A 24,018-nucleotide genomic window follows, 5' to 3' on the forward strand; every position below is an offset into this window, starting at 1 on the left:
GCGCTCACCGGCGTTCGAAAGTGGCCGTCTTCTGTCCACTTCCGTGACTCACTGCTTATAGGTGCCCTCGGTCTGTCACCCTGGCCGCATGGACATGGCGGCCATACCGGCGCAGCGGGAGAGTGAGCCCCGGGACAGGGAGGTACGGGGGCGGGCCGTGCTGTCCGGGAGTCCTCTCGCGCCCGGTACGGCTCGGGCGCTGGTGCGGGCCGCGCTGGTCGAGGCGCCGGAGGTCTCGGCGCGACTCGTCGACGACGCCCTGGCCGTCGTCAGCGAGCTGGTCACCAACGCCGTCGTACATGCCGGTACGGACGTGGAGGTCGACTGGCGGCTGGAGGAGAGCGCCGCGTTCGTCGTGGAGGTCAGCGACCGGCACCCCTCCCGCGCCCTGCGCGATGCCCTCGGCGGCGAGGGGTCGTACGACAGCGCCGAGTACGGGCGCGGACTGCGGCTGGTCACCACGCTTGCCGAGTCCTGGGGCGTCACCTACCGCGCAGGCGGCAAGACGGTCTGGGCCCGGCTGGCCCCGGGCGGCATCGAGGACCCCGACGCACCCGTACCGGACCCGGCCCTGGAGGTCGCCGAGGACCTGGCCCCGCAGCCGCACCGCGCCGACGGCGACCGGGACTGGCTCGGCCGGGGCGCGCTGTCCTTCCTCGCCGAGGCCTCCGACCTGCTCGCCGGACAGCTGGACGAGAGCCTGGTCACCGCACTCACCGGCCAGCTCATCGTGCCCCGGCTCGCCGACTGGTGCGCGGTGTGGCTGGAGGACGAGGCGACCGTGCGAGGCGGCGCCGGCGGCGGACCCGACCGGGTCTGGCACGCCAGCGAGAACCGCATCGAGGAACTGCGCTGCGCCCTGGAGAAGGAACCACCCTGCCCGAGTGACGGGCTGCGGTGCGGCCCCGAGCCGTACCCGTGGCCCGGCCATGCGCTCGGCCCGCAGGGCGCCGACGGTACGGCGCTGGCGTACCGGCTGATCGCGGGCGCCCGGCCGCTCGGCACGCTGGTCATCGGCCGCTGCGGGCTCGCACGCTTCCCCGACGAGGTCACCGGCCTCGTGGAGGACCTCGGCCGCCGGGTGGCCCTCGCCATCGGCGCGGCCCGCCAGTACGCCCGCCAGGTCACCATCAGCGCCGTGCTCCAGCGCGGCCTGCTGCCCGGCGCCGTCGCCCACATCCCCGGCATGAGCAGCGCACTCGTCTACGAGCCCTGCGACAAGGGCGGACCCAGCGGCGACTTCTACGACCTGTTCCCGGCGGGCGACGGCCGCTGGTGCTTCGCCGTCGGGGACGTCCAGGGCAAGGGCCCGGAGGCGGCGGTCGTGATCGGCCTCGCCCGCCCCTGGCTGCGCCTCCTCGCCCGCGAGGGCTACCGCGTCGCCGACGTCCTCGACCGCCTCAACCAGCTCCTCCTGGACGACGCCACCGAGGCCGCCGACGCCGCCGCCCGCGCGCTCGTCGCCGCCGGCGGCCGGCCGGTGGCCACCGGGGACGGTCCGCAGACCCGCTTCCTGTCCCTGCTCTACGGCGAGCTGACCCCGTACGACGGCGGGGTCCGCTGCACCCTCGCCTCCGCCGGCCACCCGCTTCCGCTCGTCCTGAGCCCCGACGGCACCGTGCGCACCGCCGCCGGCCCGCAGACCCTGCTCGGCGTGGTCGAGGACGAGACGTACACCAGCGAGACCCTGGACCTGCGGCCCGGTGACAGCCTGCTGTGCGTCACCGACGGGGTGACCGAGCGGCGCTCCGGCTCCTGCCAGTTCGACGACGGCGACGGCCTCGCCCGCGCTCTGTCCGGCTGCGCCGGCCTCAGCGCCGAACTGATCGCGGAAAGGATCCGCCGCCTGGTGGACGACTTCGGCGGGGGTCCGCTCGAGGACGACCTCGCCCTGCTGGTGCTCCAGGCGGAGTGACCGCCGGCGTACGGGACAATGGAGTACATGCCTTCCGCACTCCCCGACGGCGAGCCCGTCCCCGCCGACGGCGCGCTGCCCGCGCACGCGCTCGCCGGAGCCGCCGAGCGGCCCCTGGGGTTCTACCTCCACGTCCCGTACTGCGCGACCCGCTGCGGCTACTGCGACTTCAACACCTACACCGCGACCGAGCTGCGCGGCACGGGCGGCGTGCTGGCGTCCCGCGACAACTACGCGGACACGCTGACGGACGAGATCCGGCTCGCCCGGAAGGTGCTCGGCGACGACCCGCGCGAGGTCCGTACGGTCTTCGTCGGCGGCGGTACGCCCACGCTGCTGGCCGCCGATGATCTCGTACGGATGCTGGGGGCCGTCCGGAACGAGTTCGGTCTGGCACCGGACGCGGAGATCACGACGGAGGCGAACCCGGAGTCCGTCGATCCGGCCTACCTCGCCACGCTCCGGGAGGGCGGCTTCAACCGGATCTCCTTCGGCATGCAGAGCGCGAGGCAGCACGTACTGCGCGTGCTCGACCGCACCCACACGCCGGGCCGCCCCGAGGCCTGCGTCGCGGAGGCACGGGCGGCGGGCTTCGGGCACGTCAACCTCGACCTGATCTACGGCACCCCGGGGGAGAGCGACGACGACTGGCGGGCCTCGCTGGACGCGGCGATCGGCGCCGGGCCGGACCACGTCAGCGCGTACGCGCTGATCGTCGAGGAGGGCACGCAGCTGGCCCGCCGGATCCGCCGGGGCGAGGTCCCGATGACCGACGACGACGTGCACGCGGACCGGTACCTGATCGCGGAGGAGACCCTGAGCAAGGCGGGCTTCGACTGGTACGAGGTCTCCAACTGGGCCACTTCGGAGGCGGGCCGCTGCCTGCACAACGAGCTGTACTGGCGGGGCGCCGACTGGTGGGGCGCGGGTCCCGGGGCGCACTCGCACGTGGGCGGGGTGCGCTGGTGGAACGTCAAGCATCCCGGGGCGTACGCGGCGGCACTGGCGTCGGGGAAGTCGCCGGGGGCGGGCCGAGAGCTGCTGTCCGACGAGGACCGGCGGGTGGAGCGGATCCTGCTGGAGCTGCGGCTGCGGGAGGGGGCGCCGCTGTCCCTGCTGAAGGAGCAGGGTCTGGCCGCGTCCCGGCGGGCGCTGGCGGAGGGACTCCTCCAGGAAGGTCCGTACGACGAGGGGCGGGCCGTGCTCACGCTGCGCGGGCGGCTGCTGGCGGACGCGGTGGTGCGGGACCTGGTGGACTGATCACTGCGGCGGCTGAATCCGAGTGGGACACCAGCGGATTCGCCGCGTACGGGAACGTCAGGCCCCACCGCTGCCCGTGACGAAGTCGATCAGTTCCTCCACCCGCCCCAGCAACTCCGGCTCCAGGTCCTTGTAGGAGCCCACCCGCTTCAGGATCGCCTGCCACACCGCCCCGGTGTTCTCCGGCGGCCAGCCCAGCGCCCGGCACACGCCCGTCTTCCAGTCCTGCCCCTTCGGCACCGCCGGCCAGGCCTCGATCCCCAGCGCGGCCGGCTTCACCGCCTGCCAGATGTCGATGTACGGGTGGCCGACCACCAGGGCGTGTTCGCTGGTCACCGACTCCGCGATGCGCCACTCCTTCGTGCCCGGCACCAGGTGGTCCACCAGCACGCCCAACCGCGCGTCCGGGCCCGGCGCGAAGGAGGACACGATCGAGGGCAGGTCGTCCACGCCCTCCAGGTACTCCACCACCACGCCCTCGATGCGCAGGTCGTCGCCCCACACCTTCTCGACCAGCTCGGCGTCGTGCCGGCCCTCGACGTAGATGCGGCCGGCGCGGGCCACGCGGGCGCGGGCACCGGGGACGGCGACCGAGCCGGAGGCGGTACGGGTGGGGCGTACCGGACCGGCCGAAGGCCGCACCAGCGTCACCACCCGGCCCTCCAGCAGGAAGCCCCCCGGCTCCAGCGGGAACACCCGGTGCTTGCCGAAGCGGTCCTCCAGCGTCACCGTGCCCGCCTCGCAGCGGATCACCGCCCCGCAGAACCCGGTGCCGGGCTCCTCCACCACCAGGCCCGGCTCGGCCGGTACCTCAGGCACCGGCTTCGGCTTCTTCCACGGCGGGGTCAGGTCGGCGGAGTACTGGCGCATTCGGATGACGATAGGAGAAGCCGTGTCGCGGTGCTCACGACACGCCGAAACGCGTAGCCAGGGCGTCCCGTTGCCGTCGTACGAACCCCGCGTCCACCACCGCTCCGTGACCGGGCACGTACAGCGCGTCCTCGCCACCGAGCGAAAGCAGCCGGTCCAGGGCGTCCGGCCAACGGGACGGGACCGCGTCCGGGCCCGCCTGGGGCTCGCCGGACTCCTCGACCAGGTCGCCGCAGAAGACCACCTCCGGTGCGCCGGGGATCAATACGGCCAGGTCGTGGGCGGTGTGACCCGGGCCCACGTTCGCCAGCAGGACCTGGCGGCCGCCGCCGAGGTCGAGGGTCCACTCGCCGGAGACCAGATGGGCGGGGGGTACGAGAGCGCCCACGGCCTCGTCCGCGTCGGCCACCGCGAGTCCGTTCCTCACCGCGTCCAGGCGCAGCTCACCGCGTTCGTAGGCGAACACCGCGTCGACGCCCACCGCGCCGTACATCTGCGCCCCCGCGAAGGCCGGCGCCCCGAAGACATGGTCGAAGTGGGGGTGGGTCAGCGCGAGATGGGTCACACGGACGCCGGCCAGTTCCTCGGCCTGGGCCCGCAGCCGCGCGCCCTCGGCCAGGCTGGAGCCGGCGTCCACCATCAGCGCCGTACCCTCGCCGAGGACCAGTCCCGCCGTGCAGTCCCAGCCGGGCAGGCGGCACCGGCCGACACCCGCGGCCAACCGCTCCCACCCCAGCTCTTCCCAAGTCACCGTCATACCGCGACGCTAGCCGCACACGCCGTCCCGACCGCACCGACCTTGCCCTGGGTGTACCCGACAGCCGTACACTGGGCGGGAACCCTGGCACTCACACGTGAAGAGTGCCAGGCGGACGAGACCGCGGGACAGAGGGGACGACCACATGCTGGAGGTGCGCGCGAATGCTGAGTGAACGCAGGCTTCAGGTACTGCGCGCCATCGTCCAGGACTACGTGGGCACCGAGGAGCCGGTCGGGTCGAAGGCCCTGACCGAGCGGCACAGCCTCGGGGTCTCCCCGGCCACCGTCCGCAACGACATGGCGGCCCTGGAGGACGAGGGATACATCGCCCAGCCGCACACCAGCGCCGGGCGGATCCCGACGGACAAGGGCTATCGGCTGTTCGTCGACAAGCTCGCCGGCGTCAAGCCGATGACCGCGCCCGAGCGGCGGGCCATCCAGAACTTCCTGGAGGGCGCCGTCGACCTCGACGACGTCGTGGCCCGCACCGTGCGGCTGCTCGCGCAGCTCACCCGGCAGGTCGCCGTCGTGCAGTACCCGTCCCTGACCCGGTCCACCGTGCGGCATGTGGAGCTGCTCTCGCTCGCCCCCGCGCGCGTGATGCTCGTGCTGATCACGGACACCGGCCGGGTCGAGCAGCGGATGGTCGACTGCCCGGCGCCGTTCGGGGAGTCGTCGCTGGCGGACCTGCGCGCGCGGCTGAACAGCAAGGTCGCGGGCCGCCGGTTCGCGGATGTGCCGCGGTTGGTCGAGGACCTGCCGGAAGCCTTCGAGGCCGAGGACCGCGGTACGGTCTCCACGGTGCTCTCCACTCTCCTGGAGACACTCGTCGAGGAGAACGAGGAGCGGCTGATGATCGGCGGCACCGCCAATCTCACCCGCTTCGGACACGACTTCCCCCTCACGATCCGGCCCGTCCTGGAGGCCCTGGAGGAGCAGGTCGTGCTCCTCAAGCTCCTCGGCGAGGCGAAGGATCCGGGCGTGACGGTGCGCATCGGGCACGAGAACGCTCATGAGGGACTCAACTCCACCTCCGTGGTGTCGGTGGGCTACGGTTCGGGCGGCGAGGCGGTTGCCAAGCTCGGCGTGGTCGGACCGACCCGCATGGATTACCCGGGAACGATGGGAGCGGTACGCGCAGTGGCACGGTACGTCGGACAGATCCTGGCGGAGTCGTAAGTGGCCACGGACTACTACGCCGTTCTCGGCGTGCGCCGCGACGCGTCGCAGGATGAGATCAAGAAGGCGTTCCGCCGGCTCGCGCGCGAGCTGCACCCGGACGTCAATCCGGACCCGAAGACCCAGGAGCGGTTCAAGGAGATCAACGCCGCTTACGAGGTGCTCTCGGACCCGCAGAAGAAGCAGGTCTACGACCTCGGCGGCGACCCGCTCTCGCAGGCGGGCGGCGCCGGCGCGGGCGGCTTCGGGGCCGGTGGCTTCGGCAACTTCTCCGACATCATGGACGCCTTCTTCGGTACGGCGTCCCAGCGCGGCCCGCGCTCGCGCACCCGGCGCGGCCAGGACGCGATGATCCGCATCGAGGTCGAGCTGAACGAGGCGGCCTTCGGCACGACCAAGGACATCCAGGTCGACACGGCCGTCGTCTGCAACACCTGCAACGGCGAGGGCGCGGCGCCGGGGACGACCGCCCAGACGTGTGACATGTGCCGCGGCCGCGGTGAGGTCTCGCAGGTCACCCGGTCCTTCCTGGGCCAGGTCATGACCTCGCGTCCCTGCCCCCAGTGCCAGGGCTTCGGCACGGTCGTGCCCACCCCGTGCCCGGAGTGCGCCGGCGACGGCCGGGTCCGGTCGCGGCGGACGCTGACCGTGAAGATCCCGGCCGGTGTCGACAACGGCACGCGGATCCAGCTCGCCGGTGAGGGCGAGGTCGGGCCGGGCGGCGGTCCGGCCGGTGACCTGTACGTCGAGATCCACGAGCTGCCGCACCAGACCTTCCAGCGGCGCGGCGACGACCTGCACTGCACGGTCACCATCCCGATGACAGCGGCGGCGCTCGGCACCAAGGTGCCGCTGGAGACCCTGGACGGCATGGAGGAGGTCGACATCCGGCCCGGCACCCAGTCCGGCCAGTCGATCCCGCTGCACAACCGGGGCGTCACACATCTGCGCGGCGGCGGCCGCGGTGACCTGATCGTGCACGTCGAGGTGCAGACGCCGACCAAACTGGACCCGGAGCAGGAGCGGCTGCTGCGGGAACTGGCCAAGCTGCGGGGCGAGGAGCGCCCGCAGGGACAGTTCCAGCCGGGGCAGCAGGGGTTGTTCTCGCGGCTGAAGGACGCCTTCAACGGGCGCTGAGGCGCTGCATACGGGGTGCTCCGGCACCCCGTATGCCATTGTCCTATGCCGTGGGAAGCCCCGATTCGGACTCTTTCAAAGGACGTGACAACATGCGGTCATGTCCTCCGCGCTGACCGATCTCCTCCCCCACCCGATCGTGCAGGCCCCCATGGCGGGCGGTGTCTCCGTCCCGCAGCTCGCCGCCGCCGTCTCCGAGGCCGGTGGTCTCGGTTTTCTCGCCGCCGGGTACAAGACCGCCGACGGGATGTACCAGGAGATCAAGCAGCTGCGGGGGCTCACGAGCCGCCCCTTCGGCGTGAACGTCCTCATACCGCACCCCGAATACGCAGAGTCGGGCGCCGTCGAGGTCTACGCCCACCAGCTGGCCGGCGAGGCCGCCTGGTACGAGACCGAGCTGGGCGATCCGGACAGCGGCCGGGACGACGGCTACGACGCCAAGCTCGCCGTACTCCTCGACAACCCGGTACCCGTGGTGTCCTTCCACTTCGGTGTGCCGAGCCGGGAGGTGCTCGACAAGCTGCGCCGGGCCGGCACCGTCACCCTGGTCACCGCCACCACCGCCGAGGAGGCCCGCACGGTGGAGCGGGCCGGGGCGGACGCGGTGATCGCGCAGGGCGTGGAGGCGGGCGGCCATCGGGGAACCCATCGGGACCTCCCCGAGAACGACGGCTCCGGCATCGGGCTGCTGTCGCTGGTCGCGCAGATCCGCGAGGCCGTGAGCATCCCGGTCGTCGCCGCCGGCGGCATCATGCGCGGCAGCCAGATCGCCGCCGTCCTCGCGGCGGGCGCGAGCGCGGCCCAGCTGGGCACCGCGTTCCTCGCCACGGCCGAGTCCGGCGCCAACGCGCTGCACAAGCAGGCGCTGACCAACCCCCTGTTCGCGCGCACCGAGTTGACGCGCGCGTTCTCCGGGCGGCCGGCACGCGGACTGGTCAACCGGTTCCTGCGCGAGCACGGCCCGTACGCCCCCGCCGCCTACCCCGAGGTCCACCACCTGACCGCACCGCTGCGCAAGGCCGCCGCCAAGGCCGGGGACGCGCAGGGCATGGCGCTGTGGGCGGGCCAGGGCCACCGGCTTGCCCGGGAGCTGCCGGCCGGGCGGCTGGTGGAGGTGCTGGCGGCCGAACTGGCCGACGCGCGGACAGCGTTGTCGCACTCCGCCCGGCCCGGAGGTGATGCCGGATGACCGCCCCGGTCTTCGTGGTCGAGCACTTCGACCCGGACAGCCACCGGTACGTCCTGGACGGCCCCGAAGGACGGCACGCGGTCTCGGTCAAGCGGCTGCAGCCCGGTGAGGAGGTCGTCCTCACCGACGGCGCCGGGCGGTACGCGGTCTGCGAGGTGATCGGCAGCGAGGGCAAGGACCGGCTGATCGTCCATGTGCCGGGGGTCTCCGAGGAGCCCGCGCCGAGCCCCCGCATCACCGTCGTGCAGGCCCTTCCCAAGGGCGACCGGGGCGAACTCGCCGTCGAGACGATGACCGAGGTCGGCGTCGACGCGATCGTGCCCTGGCAGGCCGCCCGCTGCATCACCCAGTGGAAGGGGGACCGGGGCCTGAAGGCGCTCGGCAAGTGGCGGGCCACCGCGCGGGAGGCCGGCAAGCAGTCCCGCCGGGTCCGCTTCCCTCAGGTCGCGGACGCGGCAAGCACCAAGCAGGTTGCCGCACTTCTCGCCAAAGCCGACTTCGCCGGCGTGCTGCACTCCGACTTCGAGCACGCGAACCGGCCGCTGGCCACCGCCGAACTGCCCGCCGAGGGCGAGATCGTGCTGGTCGTCGGTCCCGAAGGGGGCGTGGCGCGGGACGAGTTGGCGCTCTTCGAGGAGGCGGGTGGGAAGGCGTATGTGCTCGGTCCCACCGTGTTGCGTACATCGACCGCCGGCACCGCCGCCGCGGCCCTGCTGCTGGGCCGCACCGGTCGCTGGTCCTGACACCTGGGGGACACCGTGGAACTCGCCCAAGTCCGGCTCCTGGTCACCGACTTCGCCGCCTGCTACCGCTTCTACGCCGACGTCCTCGGCCTCAAGCCGCAGTCCGGCGCGACCGAGGGGCCGTACGAGAAGTTCAGCCCGCACGTCGGCTCCGCCGGGATCGCGCTGCAGGACCGGGCGATGATGGCCGAGATCCTCGACGAACTGGGCGAGACCGCCACCGGCCACCGCTCGCTGGTCGTCCTGCGCGTCGACGACCTGGACGCCTACGCTGCGCAGATCGTCGCCCGTGGCGCGGTCCTGGTACACGGCCCGGCCCTCATGACCGACCGCATGCGCGTCGCCCACCTCAAGGACCCGGAGGGCAACCTGGTCGAGCTCCAGCAGTGGCTGCTGCTGCGGGGCTGACGGCGACCGTGGGCGGCAGGGCCCACCCGTTGGGCGCGCCGTCGGGGGTGCCGCGATGGTGCCCGCGCCCCGAACGGGTGAGTGGCCGTAAGCGACCTTCCGTGGTGCCCCTGGCGGTGGCACTCTGCCCTGCATGGGGGTTTTGAGACGGAATCGGCGTGGGATGCGGCTCGTAGCGGTCGCGGGGATGACCGGTGTGGCCGGTGTGGCAGTTGTGGCGTGTCAACCTGACGATCTCAGTTCCGCCGGGGTCGCCTACACCACCGAGACCACCGCGACGGCCAAGCTCAGGCAGCAGCATGTCGACGTCAGATGGCTCACCTGTACCGGCGACTACGGCAATGGGGGCAGGACGGCGGGTGGCACGCCCTCGCCGGACGAGACCACCGTCGTGTCCGTCGACTGCCGGGGCGAGACCAAGGACGGGCGGAAGATCACCGTCACCGGGAAGGTGACCAAGGCCGTCGACGGCGCGTGTGTACGGGGGGACCTGACGGCGAAGGTCGGCGGGAGAGAGGTGTTCCACGTCGACGGGCTCGGCGACTGCGATGTCACGCCCGGGCCCACGTACCAGCCGCCCACCTATCCCCCCGGCGGCGGCCGGCCGACCGTGACCGTCACCGTCACCCGCACCCTCTGGTGCAAGGGCGACCCGACCTGCTGGCCCGTCGAGGGAAAGTGATCGGAAGGGGGAGCGGGGCACACCGGTCGCTGCGTACAGTGACCTGGTGACTCAGGGTGCTTCGACGGGAAACATGACGGGGAAGACGACGGCGGACGCGACGGGGAACACGGCGGCGAACACGTCGTCCCCCGGCTATCTCCGGTTCCCCCATGTGCACGGCGACCTGGTGACCTTCGTCGCCGAGGACGACGTATGGCTCGCGCCCCTCGGCGGCGGCCGGGCCTGGCGGGTCAGCGCCGACGACATGCCGGTGACCCAGCCCCGGATATCCCCCGACGGACGGTTCCTCGCCTGGACCTCCACCCGCGACGGCGCGCCCGAGGTGCATGTCGCCCCCGTCGACGGCGGCCCCGCGGCCCGGCTGACGTACTGGGGCAACCGCCGTACCGAGGTACGCGGCTGGACCGCCGACGGGCGGGTGCTCGCGCTCGGCGCGCAGGGCCAGGCCAGCTTCCGGCACACCTGGGCGTACGCCGTCCCGCTGGACGGCGGACCCGCCGAGACCCTGCCGTACGGCCCGGTCGGCGACGTGACCCTCGGCCCGGCCACCGTGCTGCTGTCCGCGCCGATGGGCCGCGAGGCCGCCTACTGGAAGCGCTACCGGGGCGGCACGGCGGGCAAGCTGTGGATCGACCGGGAGGGCAGCGGGGAGTTCGTCCGGCTGCACGAGGACGTCGACGGGAACATCGAGTGCCCGGTGTGGGCCGGGGACCGGATCGCCTTCCTCTCCGACCACGAGGGCACCGGCGCCCTCTACTCCTCCCTCGCCGACGGCTCCGACCTGCGTCGGCACACCCCCCTCGACGGCTTCTACGCCCGGCACGCCTCCGGCGACGGCACCCGGGTCGTCTACAGCTCGGCCGGTGAACTGTGGCTGCTGGACGACCTGGAGGGCGCCGAGCCGCGCCGGCTGGACGTGCGCCTGGGCGGGCCGCGGGTCGATCTGCGGCCCCGTCCGGTGAACGCCGCCCGCTGGTTCGGCGAGGCGTCCTGCGACCACACCGCGCGCGGCAGCGCCGTCTGCGTGCGCGGCGGGATCCACTGGGTCACCCACCGCTCCGGGCCCGCCCGTGCCCTCGCCGCCACCCCCGGCGTCCGCGCCCGGATGCCGCGCGCCTTCCGTGCCGAGGGCGAGGAGTGGGTGGTGTGGGTGACGGACGCCGAGGGCGACGACGCCCTGGAGTTCGCCCCGGCCACCGGCACCGTGCCCGGCGCCACCCCGCGCCGGCTCGCCGCCGGACAGCTCGGCCGGGTGCTGGAGCTGGCCATGGCCCCCGACGGCAGCCGGGCCGCCGTCGCCTCGCACGACGGACGCCTGCTGCTCGTCGAGCGGGAGACCGGAGAGGTCCGCGAGGTCGACAGCAGCGACGACGGCGAGGTCTGCGGCCTCGCCTTCTCACCCGACTCCGCCTGGCTCGCCTGGGCCCACCCCGGCCCGCGCCCGCTCTCGCAGCTGCGCATCGCCCACACCACCGACCTGTCGGTCACCGAGGCGACCCCCCTCCGCTTCCAGGACTACGCCCCCGCCTTCACCCTCGACGGCAAACACCTCGCCTTCCTCTCCAACCGCGCCTTCGACCCGGTCTACGACGAGCACGTCTTCGACCTCGCCTTCGTGGTCGGCGCCCGCCCGCACCTGATCACCCTGGCCGCCACCACACCCTCGCCGTTCGGCCCGCAACGCCACGGCCGCCCCTTCGAGTCCGCGGACAAGGACGAGACCCCGGACAGCGAGGGCACCCCGGCCACCCGCATCGACCTCGAAGGGCTCGCCGACCGGATCGTGCCCTTCCCGGTGGAAGCCGGCCGGTACTCCTCGCTGCGCGCCGCCAAGGACGGCGTGCTCTGGCTGCGCCACCCCGTGCACGGCGTCCTCGGCGCCGCCCGCGCCCACCCCGAGGACCCCGACCCGCACACCGAGCTGGAACGCTACGACCTCGCCCAGCGGCGCCTGGAGCACCTGGCCGCGGACGCCGACCACTTCGAGGTCAGCGGCGACGGCAAACGCGTGCTGCTGTGGGCCGACGGCCGGCTCCGGGTCGTCCCCAGCGACCGCCGGGCCGGCACCGACGACGACGGCGACACCAGCGTCACCGTCGACCTCGCCCGGGTCCGGCAGACCCTCGACCCGGCCGCCGAGTGGCGGCAGATGTACGACGAGACCGGCCGCCTCATGCGCGACCACTTCTGGCGGCCCGACCTCGGCGGCGCCGACTGGACCGGCATCCTCGCCCGCTACCGCCCCCTCCTCGCCCGCCTCGCCACCCACAGCGACCTCGTCGACCTCCTCTGGGAGGTGCACGGCGAGCTCGGCACCTCGCACGCCTACGTCATCCCCGCCGGCGGCTCCCGCGGCGGTCCCCGGCACGGTCTGCTGGGCGCCGACATCTCCCGCCACCCGGACGGCAGTTGGCGCATCGACCGTATCCTGCCCGCGGAGACCTCCGACCCGGACGCCCGCTCCCCGCTCGCCGCACCCGGCGTCGCGGTCCGGCCCGGTGACGCGATCATCGCCGTGGCCGGCCACCAGGTCGACCCGGTGACGGGCCCCGGCCCGCTCCTCGTCGGTACGGCGGGCCACCCGGTGGAGCTGACCGTCTCCCCGGCGGGCGGTGGCGAACCCCGGCACACGGTCGTCATCCCCATCGCCGACGAGGAGCCCCTGCGCTACCACGCCTGGGTTGCCGACCGCCGCGCCCACGTCCACGCGGCCTCCGACGGCCGGCTCGGCTACCTCCACGTCCCCGACATGCAGGCCCCCGGCTGGGCCCAGATCCACCGGGACCTGCGCGTGGAGGTGGCCCGCGAAGGACTCGTGGTCGACGTCCGCGAGAACCGCGGCGGCCACACCTCCCAGCTGGTCGTGGAGAAACTGGCCCGGCGCATCATCGGCTGGGACCTCCCGCGCGGCATGCGCCCCACCAGCTACCCCCTCGACGCCCCGCGCGGCCCGGTCGTCGCCGTCGCCAACGAGTTCTCCGGCTCCGACGGCGACATCGTCAACGCGGCGATCAAGGCCCTGGGCATCGGACCGGTCGTCGGCACCCGCACCTGGGGCGGCGTCATCGGCATCGACAGCCGCTACCACCTGGTCGACGGCACCCTGATCACCCAGCCGAAGTACGCGATGTGGCTGGAGGGCGTGGGGTGGGACGTGGAGAACCATGGGGTGGACCCGGACGTGGAGGTCGTACAGCGGCCTCAGGACTGGGCCGAGGGCAGGGACACACAGCTCGACGAGGCGATCAGGCTCGCGCTGGCGGCGCTGGAGGAACGCCCCGCGAAAACGCCGCCGGGAATGCCCACCTGATACGACTACGATGCCCGGGTATTGATCACCAGCGTGAGGAGGCACACGCATGGCCGGAGAACCGCAGGACGACTGCCTGTTCTGCAAGATCGTCGCAGGGAGCATCCCGGCGACGATCGTCCGCGAAACAGAGACCACCGTCGCCTTCCGGGACATAAACCCCCAGGCCCCGACCCACATCCTGGTGATTCCCAAGGCCCACTACAAGAACGCCGCCGTCCTCGGCGCCGAAGCGCCGCAACTCGCCGCCGACGTCCTCGCCGAGACCCAGGCCGTAGCCGACGAGGAAAAGCTCGAGAGCTACCGCATCGTCTTCAACACCGGCTCCGGCGCCGGCCAGACCGTCTGGCACGCCCACGCGCACGTCCTCGGCGGCCGTGGCATGGAATGGCCCCCCGGGTAAACCACCGTGTCCGTACGTGAATTGGTGATCCTCGGCACCGCCAGCCAGGTCCCCACCCGGCACCGCAACCACAACGGCTACCTGCTGAGGTGGGACGGCGAGGGCATCCTGTTCGATCCCGGCGAGGGCACGCAGCGCCAGATGGTGCGCGCCGGGGTCGCCGCCCACGACCTGAACCGTCTCTGCGTCACACACTTCCACGGCGACCACTGCCTCGGTCTCGCCGGTGTCATCCAGCGGATCAACCTCGACCAGGTACCGCACGAGATCACCGCGCACTACCCGCGCTCCGGCCAGCGCTTCTTCGACCGCCTGCGCTATGCGACGGCCTACCGGGAGACGGTCGGCATCACCGAGGCGCCGGTCGCCGCCGACGGCATCCTCGCGGTGACGCCGGCGTACACCCTTCAGGCCCGCAGACTGTCGCACCCGGTCGAGTCCTACGGCTACGGGCTGATCGAACCCGACGGCCGCCGTATGCTGCGCGACCGGCTCGCCGCGCACGGGATCAAGGGGCCGGACGTCGGCCGGCTGCAGCGCGAGGGCCGGCTGGGGGACGTCACGCTGGAGGACGTCAGCGAGGTGCGGCGCGGGCAGCGGTTCGCGTTCGTCATGGACACCCGGCTCTGCGACGGCGTCCACGCGCTCGCCGAGGGCTGCGACCTGCTGGTCATCGAGTCGACCTTCCTGGACGAGGACATCGAACTGGCCGTGGAGCACGGCCACTTGACCGCCGGTCAGGCCGCCGCCGTCGCCCGGGACGCGGGCGTACGGCACCTCGTCCTCACCCACTTCAGCCAGCGGTACGGGGAACCGGAGGAATTCGAACGGCAGGCGCGGGCGGCCGGTTTCGAGGGCGAGCTGACCGTGGCGCACGATCTGCAGCGGGTGCCGGTCCCGAAACGGCGATAGAAGATCCGTACGATGCTTTGATGCCCCTCCCGAAAGCAGAACTGCACCTCCACATCGAAGGCACCCTGGAGCCGGAGCTGGCGTTCGAGCTGGCCGCCCGCAACGGCGTGACCCTGCCGTACGCGGACACGGACGAGCTCCGCACGGCGTACCGGTTCGAGGACCTCCAGTCCTTCCTGAACCTGTACTACGAGCTGATGGCCGTCCTGCGCACCGAGCAGGACTTCGCCGACCTGGCCGACGCCTATCTGGCCCGGGCCGCCGCGCAGGGCGTGCGGCACGCGGAGATCTTCTTCGACCCGCAGGCCCACCTCGCGCGGGGTGTGCCCATGGGCACGGTCGTGGAGGGGCTGTGGCGGGCGCTGGGCGGCAGCGAGCGGAACCACGGGATCTCCACCAGGCTCATCCTCTGCTTCCTGCGGGACGAGTCCGCCGAGTCGGCGATGGAGACCCTTCAGGCCGCCCGGCCGTACCTGGACCGGATCACCGGCGTCGGCCTGGACTCCGCCGAGGTCGGGCATCCGCCGGTGAAGTTCCGTGAGGTGTACGAGGCCGCGGCCGGGCTCGGGCTGCGCCGCGTCGCGCACGCCGGCGAGGAGGGGCCGCCGGAGTACATCACCGAGGCCCTGGACGTGCTCGGCGTCGAGCGCGTCGATCACGGGCTGCGCTGTGTGGAGGACCCGGCGCTGGTCGAGCGGCTGGTCCGGGAACGCATCCCGCTGACCCTGTGCCCGCTGTCCAACGTCCGCCTGCGGACCGTGGACACCCTGGCCGACCACCCGCTGCCGGCCATGCTCGACGCCGGCCTGCTGTGCACGGTCAACTCCGACGACCCGGCATACTTCGGGGGCTACGCGGGCGACAACTTCGCGGCCGTACACCGGACCCTGGGCCTGACCGAGGACCGGCTGCGCGAGCTGGCCCGCAACTCCTTCCTCGCCTCCTTCCTGGAGGACGACGAGGAGCGGCGGGCCCGCTACATCGCCGAGGTGGAGGCGTACGAGTTCGGCGACGCCGTGTCGTAGGCGAGCCGGGCGGCCACGGCGGGCGACTCCACCGGGACTTCCACGACCGGCAGGGGCCGCCTGCCCGCGCGCAGCGCCACCGCCGTCATCGGTACGGCGATCAGCAGCAGCCCGGCGCCGAGCACCTTCCCCATCGCCGGGTAGCCCGTCCCCGCCGCCAGCATGCTCCCCGTCAGCGGTCCCGCCGCCGTCCCCAGCGAGGCCGCCGAGCCGACCAGGACGGCCCAGCGGCCGCGCGGGTCGAGGGAGGCGGCGAGGCCGATGACGTACGACAGGACGACCGGGTAGAGCAGGTTCCAGGAGATCTCGCCCGCCGCGAAGGCCGGCAGGCCGGTCGCGGACGCGCTGACCGCGATGCAGCCCGCGATCAGGGCCGTACCGGCGCCGATCGGCACCGCCTGGCCCAGCCGGGGGCCGAGCGCGCCCGCACCGACGACCCCGACGAGTCCGGCGCCCAGCGCGATCGCGAACACCGCGCCGACGGTGACCTCGGTGAGGCGGGCCTGGTCGAGGCCGATCCGGCCGCTCACGCCCCAGAGGGAGTTCTGGACGAGGGACCAGCAGGTCATGGCGGCGGCCAGCAGCAGTCCGGCGCGGGGGCGGGGGAGCCCGCCGTACCCGACGGCCGTACGGGCCGGCGCGGTCCGGCCGGGCAGGCGGCCGGTGAGCGGGAGGACGGCGAGCGCCGTGAGCGCGATGGCCGCGAGCGGCAGGCCGTGGCCGGGGCCGAGCCGGGGGATCGTCAGGTACAGGGCGCCGGCGAGGGCGGAGACGCCGAGCAGGCCGAGCGTGGTGACCCGGTGCGGGTTGTGCTGTGCGGCGATGCCGCTCGCGGCGACCGCCGTGACCGTGCCGGAGCCGAATCCGCCGACGACCGCGCCGGCGACGACGGCCGGCACGAAGGAGGTGAGGGCGGCAGCGCCGTAGCCGAGGACGGCGAGCGCGAGGCCGGCGCGGGCGAGGGTGCGGGGGCCGATCCGGTCGACCCGGGCGGCCAGCAGGAAGCCCGCCGTCGCCGAACTCAGCAGCAGCGCACTGCCGATGGCCCCGGCCTGGGTGGCGGTGAGCGGCAGTCCCGAATCGAGCCGGCCGACGGTGGTCGGCAGCAGATAGGGCGCGAGATACCCGGCCGTGAAAAGGGCGACGAGGGGCCAGGGCGGGGTGCGGGGGGCGGACACGGGCGTTCCCAGGGCAGGCGAAAGGAAGGGGTCGAAGAGGGGAGGGGCGACGACCGTCGATGGACAGGAACGCGCGAGCAAGTTGTATCAAGCACGCGGTTCCCGGAAGAAGGCCGGGTGGTGCGATCTACGTCACTTTTCGGTTTGCCATGTGCGGGTCCGGGTAAAAGGCGCTACGCTCGTTCTCATATATAGACGACATTCATAAGGGGAGATGATCGGGTGGGCGGCGATCCGAGTCCTGCGGGTGTGGCGCGGCGGCTGCGGGAGGGGATGGCGCGCGGGGTGCTGTCCTTCCCGCTCACCGCGTTCCATGACGACGGCTCCCTCGATCCCGACGGCTTGCGCGCCCATGTCGCGGGCCGGCTCGCCGCCGGGCCCGGCGCCGTCTTCCCGGCCTGCGGCACCGGGGAGTTCTTCTCGCTGGACGAGGAGGAGTACCGGACCGTCGTCCGGGTCACCGTCGAGGAGGCGGCGGGGCGGGTGCCGGTCGTGGCCGGGACCGGGTGCGGCTGGGCGCAGGCCGCCCGGTTCGCGCGGATCGCCGAGGAGGCCGGCGCCGACGCCCTGCTCGTACTGCCGCACTACCTGGTCGACGCCCCGCAGGACGGCCTCGCCGCCCAGCTGGAGCGGCTCGCCGAACGCACCCGGCTGCCGCTGATCGCCTACCAGCGCGGCCAAGTCGCCTATACGGTGGGGGCGTTGCGGCGCATCACCCGCATCCCGAACGTCATCGGCCTCAAGGACGGCCACAGTGACCTCGACCGGCTGCAGCGCCTCACCCTCGCCGCCCCCGACGGCTTCCTCTTCTTCAACGGCGCCGCCACCGCGGAGATCCAGGCCCGCGCCTACGCCGCGGTCGGCGTCCCCGCCTACTCCTCCGCCGTGCACGCCTTCGCCCCCGAGATCGCCGGCGCCTTCTTCACCGCGCTCCGGGACGGGGAGGACGGGACGGTCGACAAGCTGCTGCGGGAGTTCTACGTCCCGTTCGTCGAGCTCCGCGACCGCGCGCCCGGATACGCCGTGTCCCTGGTGAAGGCGGCGGCCCGGCTGCGGGGCGAGCGCGTCGGGCCGGTGCGCGCCCCGCTCACCGACCCCGCGCCCGCCGACCTGGCCGACCTCAAGGCCCTGCTCACCGCCGGACTCGACCTCGTAGGAGCCGCCCTGTGAACCGTGATCTGACCATCGCCGAGGTGCGGCTGACGCCGATCCTGGTCGCCGACGCGCCGCTGCTCAACACCCAGGGCGTGCACCAGCCGTACACCCCGCGGCTGATCGTGGAGATCGTCACCGCCGACGGCATCACCGGGCTCGGCGAGACCTACGGCGACACCAAGTACCTGGAACTGGCCCGCCCCCTGGCCGAGTGGCTCACCGGACGGTCGGTCATGGATGTGAACAGTCTGTTCGCACTCGACCTCGGTGTCGACGCGTCACGCATCGAGGGACAGGTCGACGCCGGCGGGCTGCGCGGGGTGCAGAGCGCCGACAAGCTGCGGCTGTCGGTGCTGTCCGCCTTCGAGGTCGCCTGCCTCGACGCCCAGGGCAAGGCGCTCGGGCTGCCCGTGCACGCGCTGCTCGGCGGCAAGGTGCGGGACGCCGTGGAGTACAGCGCCTACCTGTTCTACAAGTGGGCCGCGCACCCGGCGGGCGTCCCGGCCGAGCCCGACGAGTGGGGCGCCGCCCTCGACCCGGCCGGGATCGTGGCACAGGCGCGCAGGCTCCAGGAGCGGCACGGCTTCGGTTCGTTCAAGCTCAAGGGCGGTGTCTTCCCGCCCGACGAGGAGATCGCGGCCGTACGGGCCCTCGCCGAGGCCTTCCCCGGGCACCCGCTGCGCCTCGACCCCAACGGCGCCTGGTCGGTCGAGACCTCGCTGAAGGTGGCGAAGGAACTCGGGGACGTCCTGGAGTACCTGGAGGACCCGACGCTGGGCACGCCCGCGATGGCCGAGGTGTCGGCCGGGACCGACGTGCCGCTCGCCACCAACATGTGCGTGACCACCGTCGGCGAGATCAAGGAGGCGTTCACGCGCGACGCCGTGCAGGTCGTGCTCTGCGACCACCACTACTGGGGCGGGCTGCGCAACACCCGGGAACTCGCCGCGATCTGCGCGGCGTTCGGGGTCGGGGTGTCGATGCACTCCAACACCCATCTGGGGATCAGCCTCGCCGCGATGACCCAGGTCGCGGCCACCGTCCCCGGCCTTCACCACGCGTGCGACTCCCACAATCCCTGGCAGTGCGAGGACGTCCTCACCGAACGGCTCGCCTTCACCGGCGGCCGGGTCGCGGTGTCGGACGCACCCGGCCTCGGTGTCGAACTCGACCGGGACGAACTGGCCCGGCTGCACCGGCGGTGGGCCGAGGACGACGGCTCGCTGCGCGACCGCGACGACGCGGCGGCGATGCGGGCGGGTGAACCGGGCTGGCGGCAACCGGTGATGCCCCGCTGGTGACCCCGGGGCACGGCGCGCAATGTGGTGCACACTGGCCAGATCCGCACCACGCCAGGGAGCGCACCGTGACCCCGTCGCACACGATCACCGGAGAGGAACCGGAACACCTCACCCAGGCCGCGCGCTGTCGGGCCCAGGTCGACCCGCTCGCAGCGCTGCGGGTGCCCGCCGACCCGCCCTGGGACGTCTATCTGACGGGCACGGTCTTCCTCGACATCATCTTCACCGGCCTGGACTCGGCGCCCGTGCGCGGCACCGAGTCCTGGGCCCGGGGCATGGGCTCCAGCCCCGGCGGGGTCGCCAACATGGCCACGGCGCTGGCCCGGCTCGGTCTGCGGACGTCCCTCGCGGCGGCCTTCGGGGACGACCACTACGGCGAGTACTGCTGGGACGCGCTCGCACAGGGCGAGGGCATCGATCTGTCGGCGTCGCGGACCGTGCCCGGCTGGCACTCGCCGGTGACCGTGTCCATGGCGTACGAGGGCGAGCGGACCATGGTGTCCCACGGCCACGAGCCGCCCCCGGAGGAACCGGCGCCGGACTGCCCGCCCCGCGCGCGTGCCGCCGTGGCCTCGCTCACGCCCGGCACGCGCGCGCCGTGGATCGCGCAGGCCGCGCGGGAGGGGACCCGGATCTTCGCCGACGTCGGCTGGGACGACACCGGGGCGTGGGATCTCGCCGGGCTCGCCGACCTGGAGCACTGCGAGGCGTTTCTGCCGAACGCGGAGGAGGCGAAGCGGTACACGGGGGCCGACTGCCCGCGGGTCGCCGCGCATGCCCTGACCGAGCACGTGCCGGTGGCCGTCGTGACCCTGGGGCCGGAGGGGGCGTACGCGGTGGACCGGCGCACCGGGGAGGCCGCCGAGGTGCCGGCGATCGCCGTGGAGGCGCTGGATCCGACCGGCGCGGGGGATGTCTTCGTCGCCGGGTTCGTGACGGGGTCCCTGGCGGGGTGGCCGCTGGCGGACCGGCTCGCCTTCGCCGGGCTCACGGCGGCGCTGTCGGTGCAGGAGTTCGGGGGGTCCCTGTCGGCGCCGGGATGGTCGGAGATCGGGGCGTGGTGGCGGCGGGTGCAGGCCCTCCCGGGGCAGGAGCCGATGGCGCTGCGGAGGTATGAGTTCCTCGAAGGGCTGGTGCCGGAGGTACTGGACCGGCCCTGGCCCTTGCGGCGGGCGGTACCGACGATCGGTTTCCGGCGCTCCGCATGACCGACGCGCTCCCTCCCTGAAAAGGCCTACGGGCTTGTCAGTGCACCGTCGTACCCTGGAATCGCGAGGCCGCCCTCAGCTACGCGGCCGTGACGAGGAGGAAGCGCAGGCCTTCAGCGCCGGCCCATGACACAGACACCCACAGCTCACACCACACCCGCGCAGGAGCAGGCGAGAGCGCAGTTCACCGTCCCCGCCCAGCACCCCATGGTGACCGTGCTGGGTTCCGGCGACTCCCTCCTGCGTGTGATCGAGAGGGCCTTCCCGGGGGCCGACATACACGTCCGGGGCAATGAGATCAGCGCGGTCGGCCACCCCGCCGACGTCGCCCTGATCTCGCGCGTGTTCGACGAGATGATGCTGGTGCTCCGCACCGGGCAGCCGATGACGGAGGACGCAGTGGAACGCTCGATCGCCATGCTCAAGGCGAGCGAGAACGGGACGAGCGACGGCCCCGAGACCCCGGCTCAGGTGCTGACGCAGAACATCCTGTCCTCGCGAGGCCGGACGATCCGCCCGAAGACCCTCAACCAGAAGCGGTACGTCGACGCGATCGACAAGCACACCATCGTGTTCGGCATCGGACCCGCCGGTACCGGCAAGACCTACCTGGCCATGGCCAAGGCCGTACAGGCCCTGCAGTCCAAGCAGGTCAACCGGATCATCCTGACCCGGCCGGCCGTGGAGGCGGGGGAGCGGCTCGGCTTCCTGCCCGGCACGCTGTACGAGAAGATCGACCCCTACCTGCGCCCGCTGTACGACGCGCTGCACGACATGCTCGACCCGGACTCCATCCCCCGGCTGATGGCGGCGGGGACGATCGAGGTCGCGCCGCTCGCCTACATGCGTGGCCGCACGCTCAACGACGCCTTCATCATCCTGGACGAGGCCCAGAACACGAGCCCCGAACAGATGAAGATGTTCCTTACCCGCCTCGGCTTCGACTCGAAGATCGTGATCACCGGTGACGTGACGCAGGTCGACCTGCCGAACGGCACCAAGTCCGGTCTGCGGCAGGTGCAGGAGATCCTGGAGGGCGTCGAGGACGTCCACTTCTCCCGGCTGTCGTCCCACGATGTCGTACGGCACAAGCTGGTGGGCCGTATCGTCGACGCGTACGAGTTGTACGACAGCAAGCACGGCACCGAGAACGGCACCCACAAGGGCGGCCGTGGCAAGACCGGCGCCAAGGGCTCCAAGGGGAAGTAGACCAGCACGACCATGTCGATCGACGTCAACAACGAGTCCGGCACCGAGGTCGACGAGCAGGCGATCCTCGACATCGCCCGCTACGCACTCGCGCGGATGCGCATCCACCCGCTCTCCGAGCTCTCGGTGATCGTCGTGGACGCCGACGCCATGGAGCAGCTGCACATCCAGTGGATGGACCTGCCCGGGCCGACCGATGTCATGTCGTTCCCGATGGACGAGCTCCGGCCGCCCACCAAGGACGACGACGAGCCGCCGCAGGGGCTGCTCGGCGACATCGTGCTGTGCCCGGAGGTCGCCGCCAAGCAGGGGACGGAAGCACCGACGCAGCACTCCATGGACGAAGAGCTTCAGCTGCTCACCGTCCATGGCGTGCTGCACCTGCTGGGCTACGACCACGAGGAGCCCGACGAGAAGGCCGAGATGTTCGGGCTCCAGGCCGCCATTGTCGACGGGTGGCGGGCCGAGCGCGGGCTGATGGGGCCGTCCCCGGCGCCCACCGTCTCGTAAGCGGGCCCGCATGTCTCCGCAGATCGTGATCGGCGCGATCGCGCTGGTCGTCGTCGCGTGGCTCGCCGCCTGCGCGGAGGCGGGCCTCGCCCGGGTCTCCAGCTTCCGCGCCGAGGAGGCCGTCAAGTCCGGCCGGCGCGGCAGCGACAGGCTCGCCCAGATCGCCGCCGACCCGACCCGCTATCTGAACGTGGCCCTGCTGGTCCGCGTCGCCTGCGAGATGGCGGCGGCGGCCCTGGTGACGTACGCCTGCCTGGAGGAGTTCACCGCCACCTGGCAGGCCCTGCTGGTCGCCATCGGCGTCATGGTCCTGGTGTCGTACGTGGCGGTGGGGGTGTCCCCGCGCACCATCGGCCGGCAGCATCCGCTGAACACCGCGACCGCGGCGGCGTACGTCCTGCTGCCACTCGCGCGGATCATGGGGCCGATCCCGTCGCTGCTGATCCTCATCGGCAACGCTCTCACGCCCGGCAAGGGCTTCAGGCGCGGCCCGTTCGCCTCCGAGGCCGAGCTGCGGGCGCTGGTCGACCTCGCCGAGCAGGAGTCGCTGATCGAGGACGAGGAGCGCCGCATGGTGCACTCGGTCTTCGAGCTGGGCGACACGCTGGTCCGCGAGGTCATGGTGCCGCGCATCGACCTGGTCAGCATCGAGCGCTTCAAGACCATCCGGCAGGCCCTCACCCTCGCCCTGCGCTCCGGGTTCTCCCGGATACCGGTCACCGGCGAGAGCGAGGACGACATCGTCGGGATCGTGTATCTGAAGGACCTGGTCCGCAAGACACACATCAGCCGGGAAGCCGAGAGCGACCTGGTCTCCACCGCCATGCGGCCCGCCGTCTTCGTGCCCGACACCAAGAACGCCGGTGACCTGCTGCGCGAGATGCAGAAGGAACGCAACCACGTCGCCGTCGTCATCGACGAGTACGGCGGCACCGCCGGCATCGTCACCATCGAGGACATCCTCGAGGAGATCGTCGGCGAGATCACCGACGAGTACGACCGGGAACTCCCGCCCGTCGAGGACCTCGGCGACGACCGCTTCCGGGTCACCGCGCGCCTGGACATCACCGACCTCGGCGAGCTGTACGGCCTGGAGGAGTACGACGACGAGGACGTGGAGACCGTCGGCGGACTGCTCGCCAAGGCCCTCGGCCGCGTCCCCATCGCGGGCGCGTCCGCCGAGGTGGAACTGCCCGACGAGCGCCGGCTGAAGCTCACGGCGGAGGCCGCCTCCGGCCGCCGCAACAAGATCGTCACTGTCCTGGTGGAACCCGCCGGGGAGGGGAAACCGGAGTGACCCCCAAGGCGCTGCGCGCCTTCTGCCTGTCCTTCAACGCGGCCGTCGAGGACTTCCCGTTCGGCCCGGACACCTCCGTGTTCAAGGTCCTGGGCAAGATGTTCGCGCTGAGCCGGCTGGACGGTCGGCCCCTGACGGTCAACCTCAAGTGCGACCCGGAGGACGCGGTCCGGCTGCGCGGCGAGCACAAGGGGCTGATCATCCCCGGCTACCACATGAACAAGCGGCACTGGAACACCGTGACCGCCGACGGCGCCCTGCCCGACCGGCTGGTGACAGAGCTGATCGAGGACTCGTACGACCTTGTCGTCGCCGGACTGCGCAGAACCGACCGGCTGCGGCTGGACCGGCCGTAAATCCGGTAG

22 protein-coding genes are annotated in these 24,018 nt (G+C 72.5%); 19 read left to right on the forward strand and 3 right to left on the reverse strand.

All coding sequences use genetic code 11. The features are described from left to right. Positions 1-94: 94 nt before the first annotated feature. Both BFF78_RS28175 and hemW read left to right on the forward strand, forming a co-directional pair. Positions 95-1,915: an ATP-binding SpoIIE family protein phosphatase gene (locus BFF78_RS28175; protein ID WP_193433681.1), complete on the forward strand. Its 1,821-nt coding sequence runs from the start codon at positions 95-97 to the stop codon at positions 1,913-1,915. A 27-nt stretch (positions 1,916-1,942) separates the two neighbouring features. Further along, positions 1,943-3,175, forward strand: coding sequence for a radical SAM family heme chaperone HemW (hemW, locus tag BFF78_RS28180; protein ID WP_069783861.1), 1,233 nt, complete (start codon positions 1,943-1,945; stop codon positions 3,173-3,175). Positions 3,176-3,232: 57 nt separating this feature from the next. Here the strand turns inward: hemW and BFF78_RS28185 are convergent, their stop codons facing one another. Beyond that, complete coding sequence (locus tag BFF78_RS28185) at positions 3,233-4,045, reverse strand: DUF3097 domain-containing protein (RefSeq protein ID WP_069780960.1); 813 nt, start codon at positions 4,043-4,045, stop codon at positions 3,233-3,235. 34 nt (positions 4,046-4,079) lie between these two features. Continuing rightward, complete coding sequence (locus BFF78_RS28190; protein ID WP_069780961.1) at positions 4,080-4,802, reverse strand: MBL fold metallo-hydrolase; 723 nt, start codon at positions 4,800-4,802, stop codon at positions 4,080-4,082. Between the two features lie 164 nt (positions 4,803-4,966). Here BFF78_RS28190 and hrcA point away from each other — a divergent pair, with 164 nt between their 5' ends. From hrcA to BFF78_RS28240, 10 genes are all read left to right on the forward strand, one after another. Continuing rightward, a complete protein-coding gene (gene hrcA / locus BFF78_RS28195) occupies positions 4,967-5,983 on the forward strand; it encodes a heat-inducible transcriptional repressor HrcA (protein ID WP_069780962.1) in 1,017 nt (338 codons plus the stop codon). Then, positions 5,984-7,120: a molecular chaperone DnaJ gene (gene dnaJ, locus BFF78_RS28200; RefSeq protein ID WP_069780963.1), complete on the forward strand. Its 1,137-nt coding sequence runs from the start codon at positions 5,984-5,986 to the stop codon at positions 7,118-7,120. It begins immediately after the preceding gene. A 100-nt stretch (positions 7,121-7,220) separates the two neighbouring features. Next, positions 7,221-8,309: a nitronate monooxygenase gene (locus BFF78_RS28205; RefSeq protein WP_069780964.1), complete on the forward strand. Its 1,089-nt coding sequence runs from the start codon at positions 7,221-7,223 to the stop codon at positions 8,307-8,309. Then, the gene (locus tag BFF78_RS28210; protein WP_069780965.1) at positions 8,306-9,052 is read left to right on the forward strand and encodes a 16S rRNA (uracil(1498)-N(3))-methyltransferase; all 747 of its coding nucleotides are present in this window, start codon (positions 8,306-8,308) and stop codon (positions 9,050-9,052) included. The genes BFF78_RS28205 and BFF78_RS28210 overlap by 4 nt, the downstream gene beginning before the upstream one ends. A gap of 15 nt (positions 9,053-9,067) precedes the next feature. Beyond that, the gene (locus tag BFF78_RS28215; protein WP_069780966.1) at positions 9,068-9,460 is read left to right on the forward strand and encodes a VOC family protein; all 393 of its coding nucleotides are present in this window, start codon (positions 9,068-9,070) and stop codon (positions 9,458-9,460) included. 163 nt (positions 9,461-9,623) lie between these two features. Next, complete coding sequence (locus BFF78_RS28220; protein ID WP_069780967.1) at positions 9,624-10,142, forward strand: hypothetical protein; 519 nt, start codon at positions 9,624-9,626, stop codon at positions 10,140-10,142. 73 nt (positions 10,143-10,215) lie between these two features. Further along, positions 10,216-13,455: a S41 family peptidase gene (locus BFF78_RS28225; protein WP_099054949.1), complete on the forward strand. Its 3,240-nt coding sequence runs from the start codon at positions 10,216-10,218 to the stop codon at positions 13,453-13,455. A 49-nt stretch (positions 13,456-13,504) separates the two neighbouring features. Continuing rightward, a complete protein-coding gene (locus BFF78_RS28230; RefSeq protein WP_069780968.1) occupies positions 13,505-13,858 on the forward strand; it encodes a histidine triad nucleotide-binding protein in 354 nt (117 codons plus the stop codon). Between the two features lie 6 nt (positions 13,859-13,864). Beyond that, on the forward strand, positions 13,865-14,770 hold the full coding sequence (locus BFF78_RS28235; RefSeq protein WP_069780969.1) for a ribonuclease Z: 906 nt from the start codon (positions 13,865-13,867) through the stop codon (positions 14,768-14,770). Between the two features lie 20 nt (positions 14,771-14,790). Next, positions 14,791-15,795, forward strand: a complete 1,005-nt coding sequence (locus BFF78_RS28240) for an adenosine deaminase (protein ID WP_069780970.1) — start codon at positions 14,791-14,793, stop codon at positions 15,793-15,795. Here BFF78_RS28240 and BFF78_RS28245 read toward each other — a convergent pair. Further along, a complete protein-coding gene (locus BFF78_RS28245; RefSeq protein WP_069780971.1) occupies positions 15,747-16,973 on the reverse strand; it encodes an MFS transporter in 1,227 nt (408 codons plus the stop codon). The genes BFF78_RS28240 and BFF78_RS28245 overlap by 49 nt on opposite strands. 273 nt (positions 16,974-17,246) lie before the next feature. On the opposite strand from BFF78_RS28245, the gene BFF78_RS28250 reads away from it, so the two are divergent. The 7 genes from BFF78_RS28250 (at position 17,247) to BFF78_RS28280 (ending at position 24,009) form a co-directional block, all read left to right on the forward strand. Continuing rightward, on the forward strand, positions 17,247-18,143 hold the full coding sequence (locus BFF78_RS28250) for a 5-dehydro-4-deoxyglucarate dehydratase (RefSeq protein ID WP_069780972.1): 897 nt from the start codon (positions 17,247-17,249) through the stop codon (positions 18,141-18,143). Beyond that, positions 18,140-19,429, forward strand: coding sequence for a glucarate dehydratase family protein (locus BFF78_RS28255; protein WP_069780973.1), 1,290 nt, complete (start codon positions 18,140-18,142; stop codon positions 19,427-19,429). The genes BFF78_RS28250 and BFF78_RS28255 overlap by 4 nt, the downstream gene beginning before the upstream one ends. Positions 19,430-19,512: 83 nt before the next feature. Further along, positions 19,513-20,637, forward strand: coding sequence for a carbohydrate kinase family protein (locus tag BFF78_RS28260; RefSeq protein ID WP_193433683.1), 1,125 nt, complete (start codon positions 19,513-19,515; stop codon positions 20,635-20,637). A 126-nt stretch (positions 20,638-20,763) separates the two neighbouring features. Further along, positions 20,764-21,846, forward strand: coding sequence for a PhoH family protein (locus tag BFF78_RS28265; RefSeq protein WP_069780975.1), 1,083 nt, complete (start codon positions 20,764-20,766; stop codon positions 21,844-21,846). Between the two features lie 12 nt (positions 21,847-21,858). Continuing rightward, entirely contained in the window at positions 21,859-22,356 is a 498-nt protein-coding gene (gene ybeY / locus BFF78_RS28270; RefSeq protein ID WP_069780976.1) for an rRNA maturation RNase YbeY, read from the forward strand. A 10-nt stretch (positions 22,357-22,366) separates the two neighbouring features. Next, positions 22,367-23,653 (forward strand): hemolysin family protein, encoded by a 1,287-nt coding sequence (locus tag BFF78_RS28275; protein ID WP_069780977.1) that lies wholly within the window; start codon positions 22,367-22,369, stop codon positions 23,651-23,653. Next, positions 23,650-24,009 (forward strand): MmcQ/YjbR family DNA-binding protein, encoded by a 360-nt coding sequence (locus BFF78_RS28280; RefSeq protein WP_069780978.1) that lies wholly within the window; start codon positions 23,650-23,652, stop codon positions 24,007-24,009. Before BFF78_RS28275 ends, BFF78_RS28280 begins: the two co-directional genes overlap by 4 nt. The last annotated feature ends 9 nt before the right edge of the window (positions 24,010-24,018 follow it).

It is taken from the genome of Streptomyces fodineus, assembly GCF_001735805.1.
Classification (GTDB): domain Bacteria; phylum Actinomycetota; class Actinomycetes; order Streptomycetales; family Streptomycetaceae; genus Streptomyces; species Streptomyces fodineus.

Coding starts and splice junctions, on each gene's coding strand:
- BFF78_RS28175 (WP_193433681.1), top strand. CDS start 95: ATGGCGGCCATACCGGCGCAGCGGGAGAGTGAGCCCCGGGACAGGGAG.
- hemW (WP_069783861.1), top strand. CDS start 1,943: ATGCCTTCCGCACTCCCCGACGGCGAGCCCGTCCCCGCCGACGGCGCG.
- BFF78_RS28185 (WP_069780960.1), bottom strand. CDS start 4,045: ATGCGCCAGTACTCCGCCGACCTGACCCCGCCGTGGAAGAAGCCGAAG.
- BFF78_RS28190 (WP_069780961.1), bottom strand. CDS start 4,802: ATGACGGTGACTTGGGAAGAGCTGGGGTGGGAGCGGTTGGCCGCGGGT.
- hrcA (WP_069780962.1), top strand. CDS start 4,967: ATGCTGAGTGAACGCAGGCTTCAGGTACTGCGCGCCATCGTCCAGGAC.
- BFF78_RS28205 (WP_069780964.1), top strand. CDS start 7,221: ATGTCCTCCGCGCTGACCGATCTCCTCCCCCACCCGATCGTGCAGGCC.
- BFF78_RS28210 (WP_069780965.1), top strand. CDS start 8,306: ATGACCGCCCCGGTCTTCGTGGTCGAGCACTTCGACCCGGACAGCCAC.
- BFF78_RS28220 (WP_069780967.1), top strand. CDS start 9,624: ATGCGGCTCGTAGCGGTCGCGGGGATGACCGGTGTGGCCGGTGTGGCA.
- BFF78_RS28225 (WP_099054949.1), top strand. CDS start 10,216: ATGACGGGGAAGACGACGGCGGACGCGACGGGGAACACGGCGGCGAAC.
- BFF78_RS28230 (WP_069780968.1), top strand. CDS start 13,505: ATGGCCGGAGAACCGCAGGACGACTGCCTGTTCTGCAAGATCGTCGCA.
- BFF78_RS28240 (WP_069780970.1), top strand. CDS start 14,791: ATGCCCCTCCCGAAAGCAGAACTGCACCTCCACATCGAAGGCACCCTG.
- BFF78_RS28250 (WP_069780972.1), top strand. CDS start 17,247: ATGGCGCGCGGGGTGCTGTCCTTCCCGCTCACCGCGTTCCATGACGAC.
- BFF78_RS28265 (WP_069780975.1), top strand. CDS start 20,764: ATGACACAGACACCCACAGCTCACACCACACCCGCGCAGGAGCAGGCG.
- ybeY (WP_069780976.1), top strand. CDS start 21,859: ATGTCGATCGACGTCAACAACGAGTCCGGCACCGAGGTCGACGAGCAG.
- BFF78_RS28275 (WP_069780977.1), top strand. CDS start 22,367: ATGTCTCCGCAGATCGTGATCGGCGCGATCGCGCTGGTCGTCGTCGCG.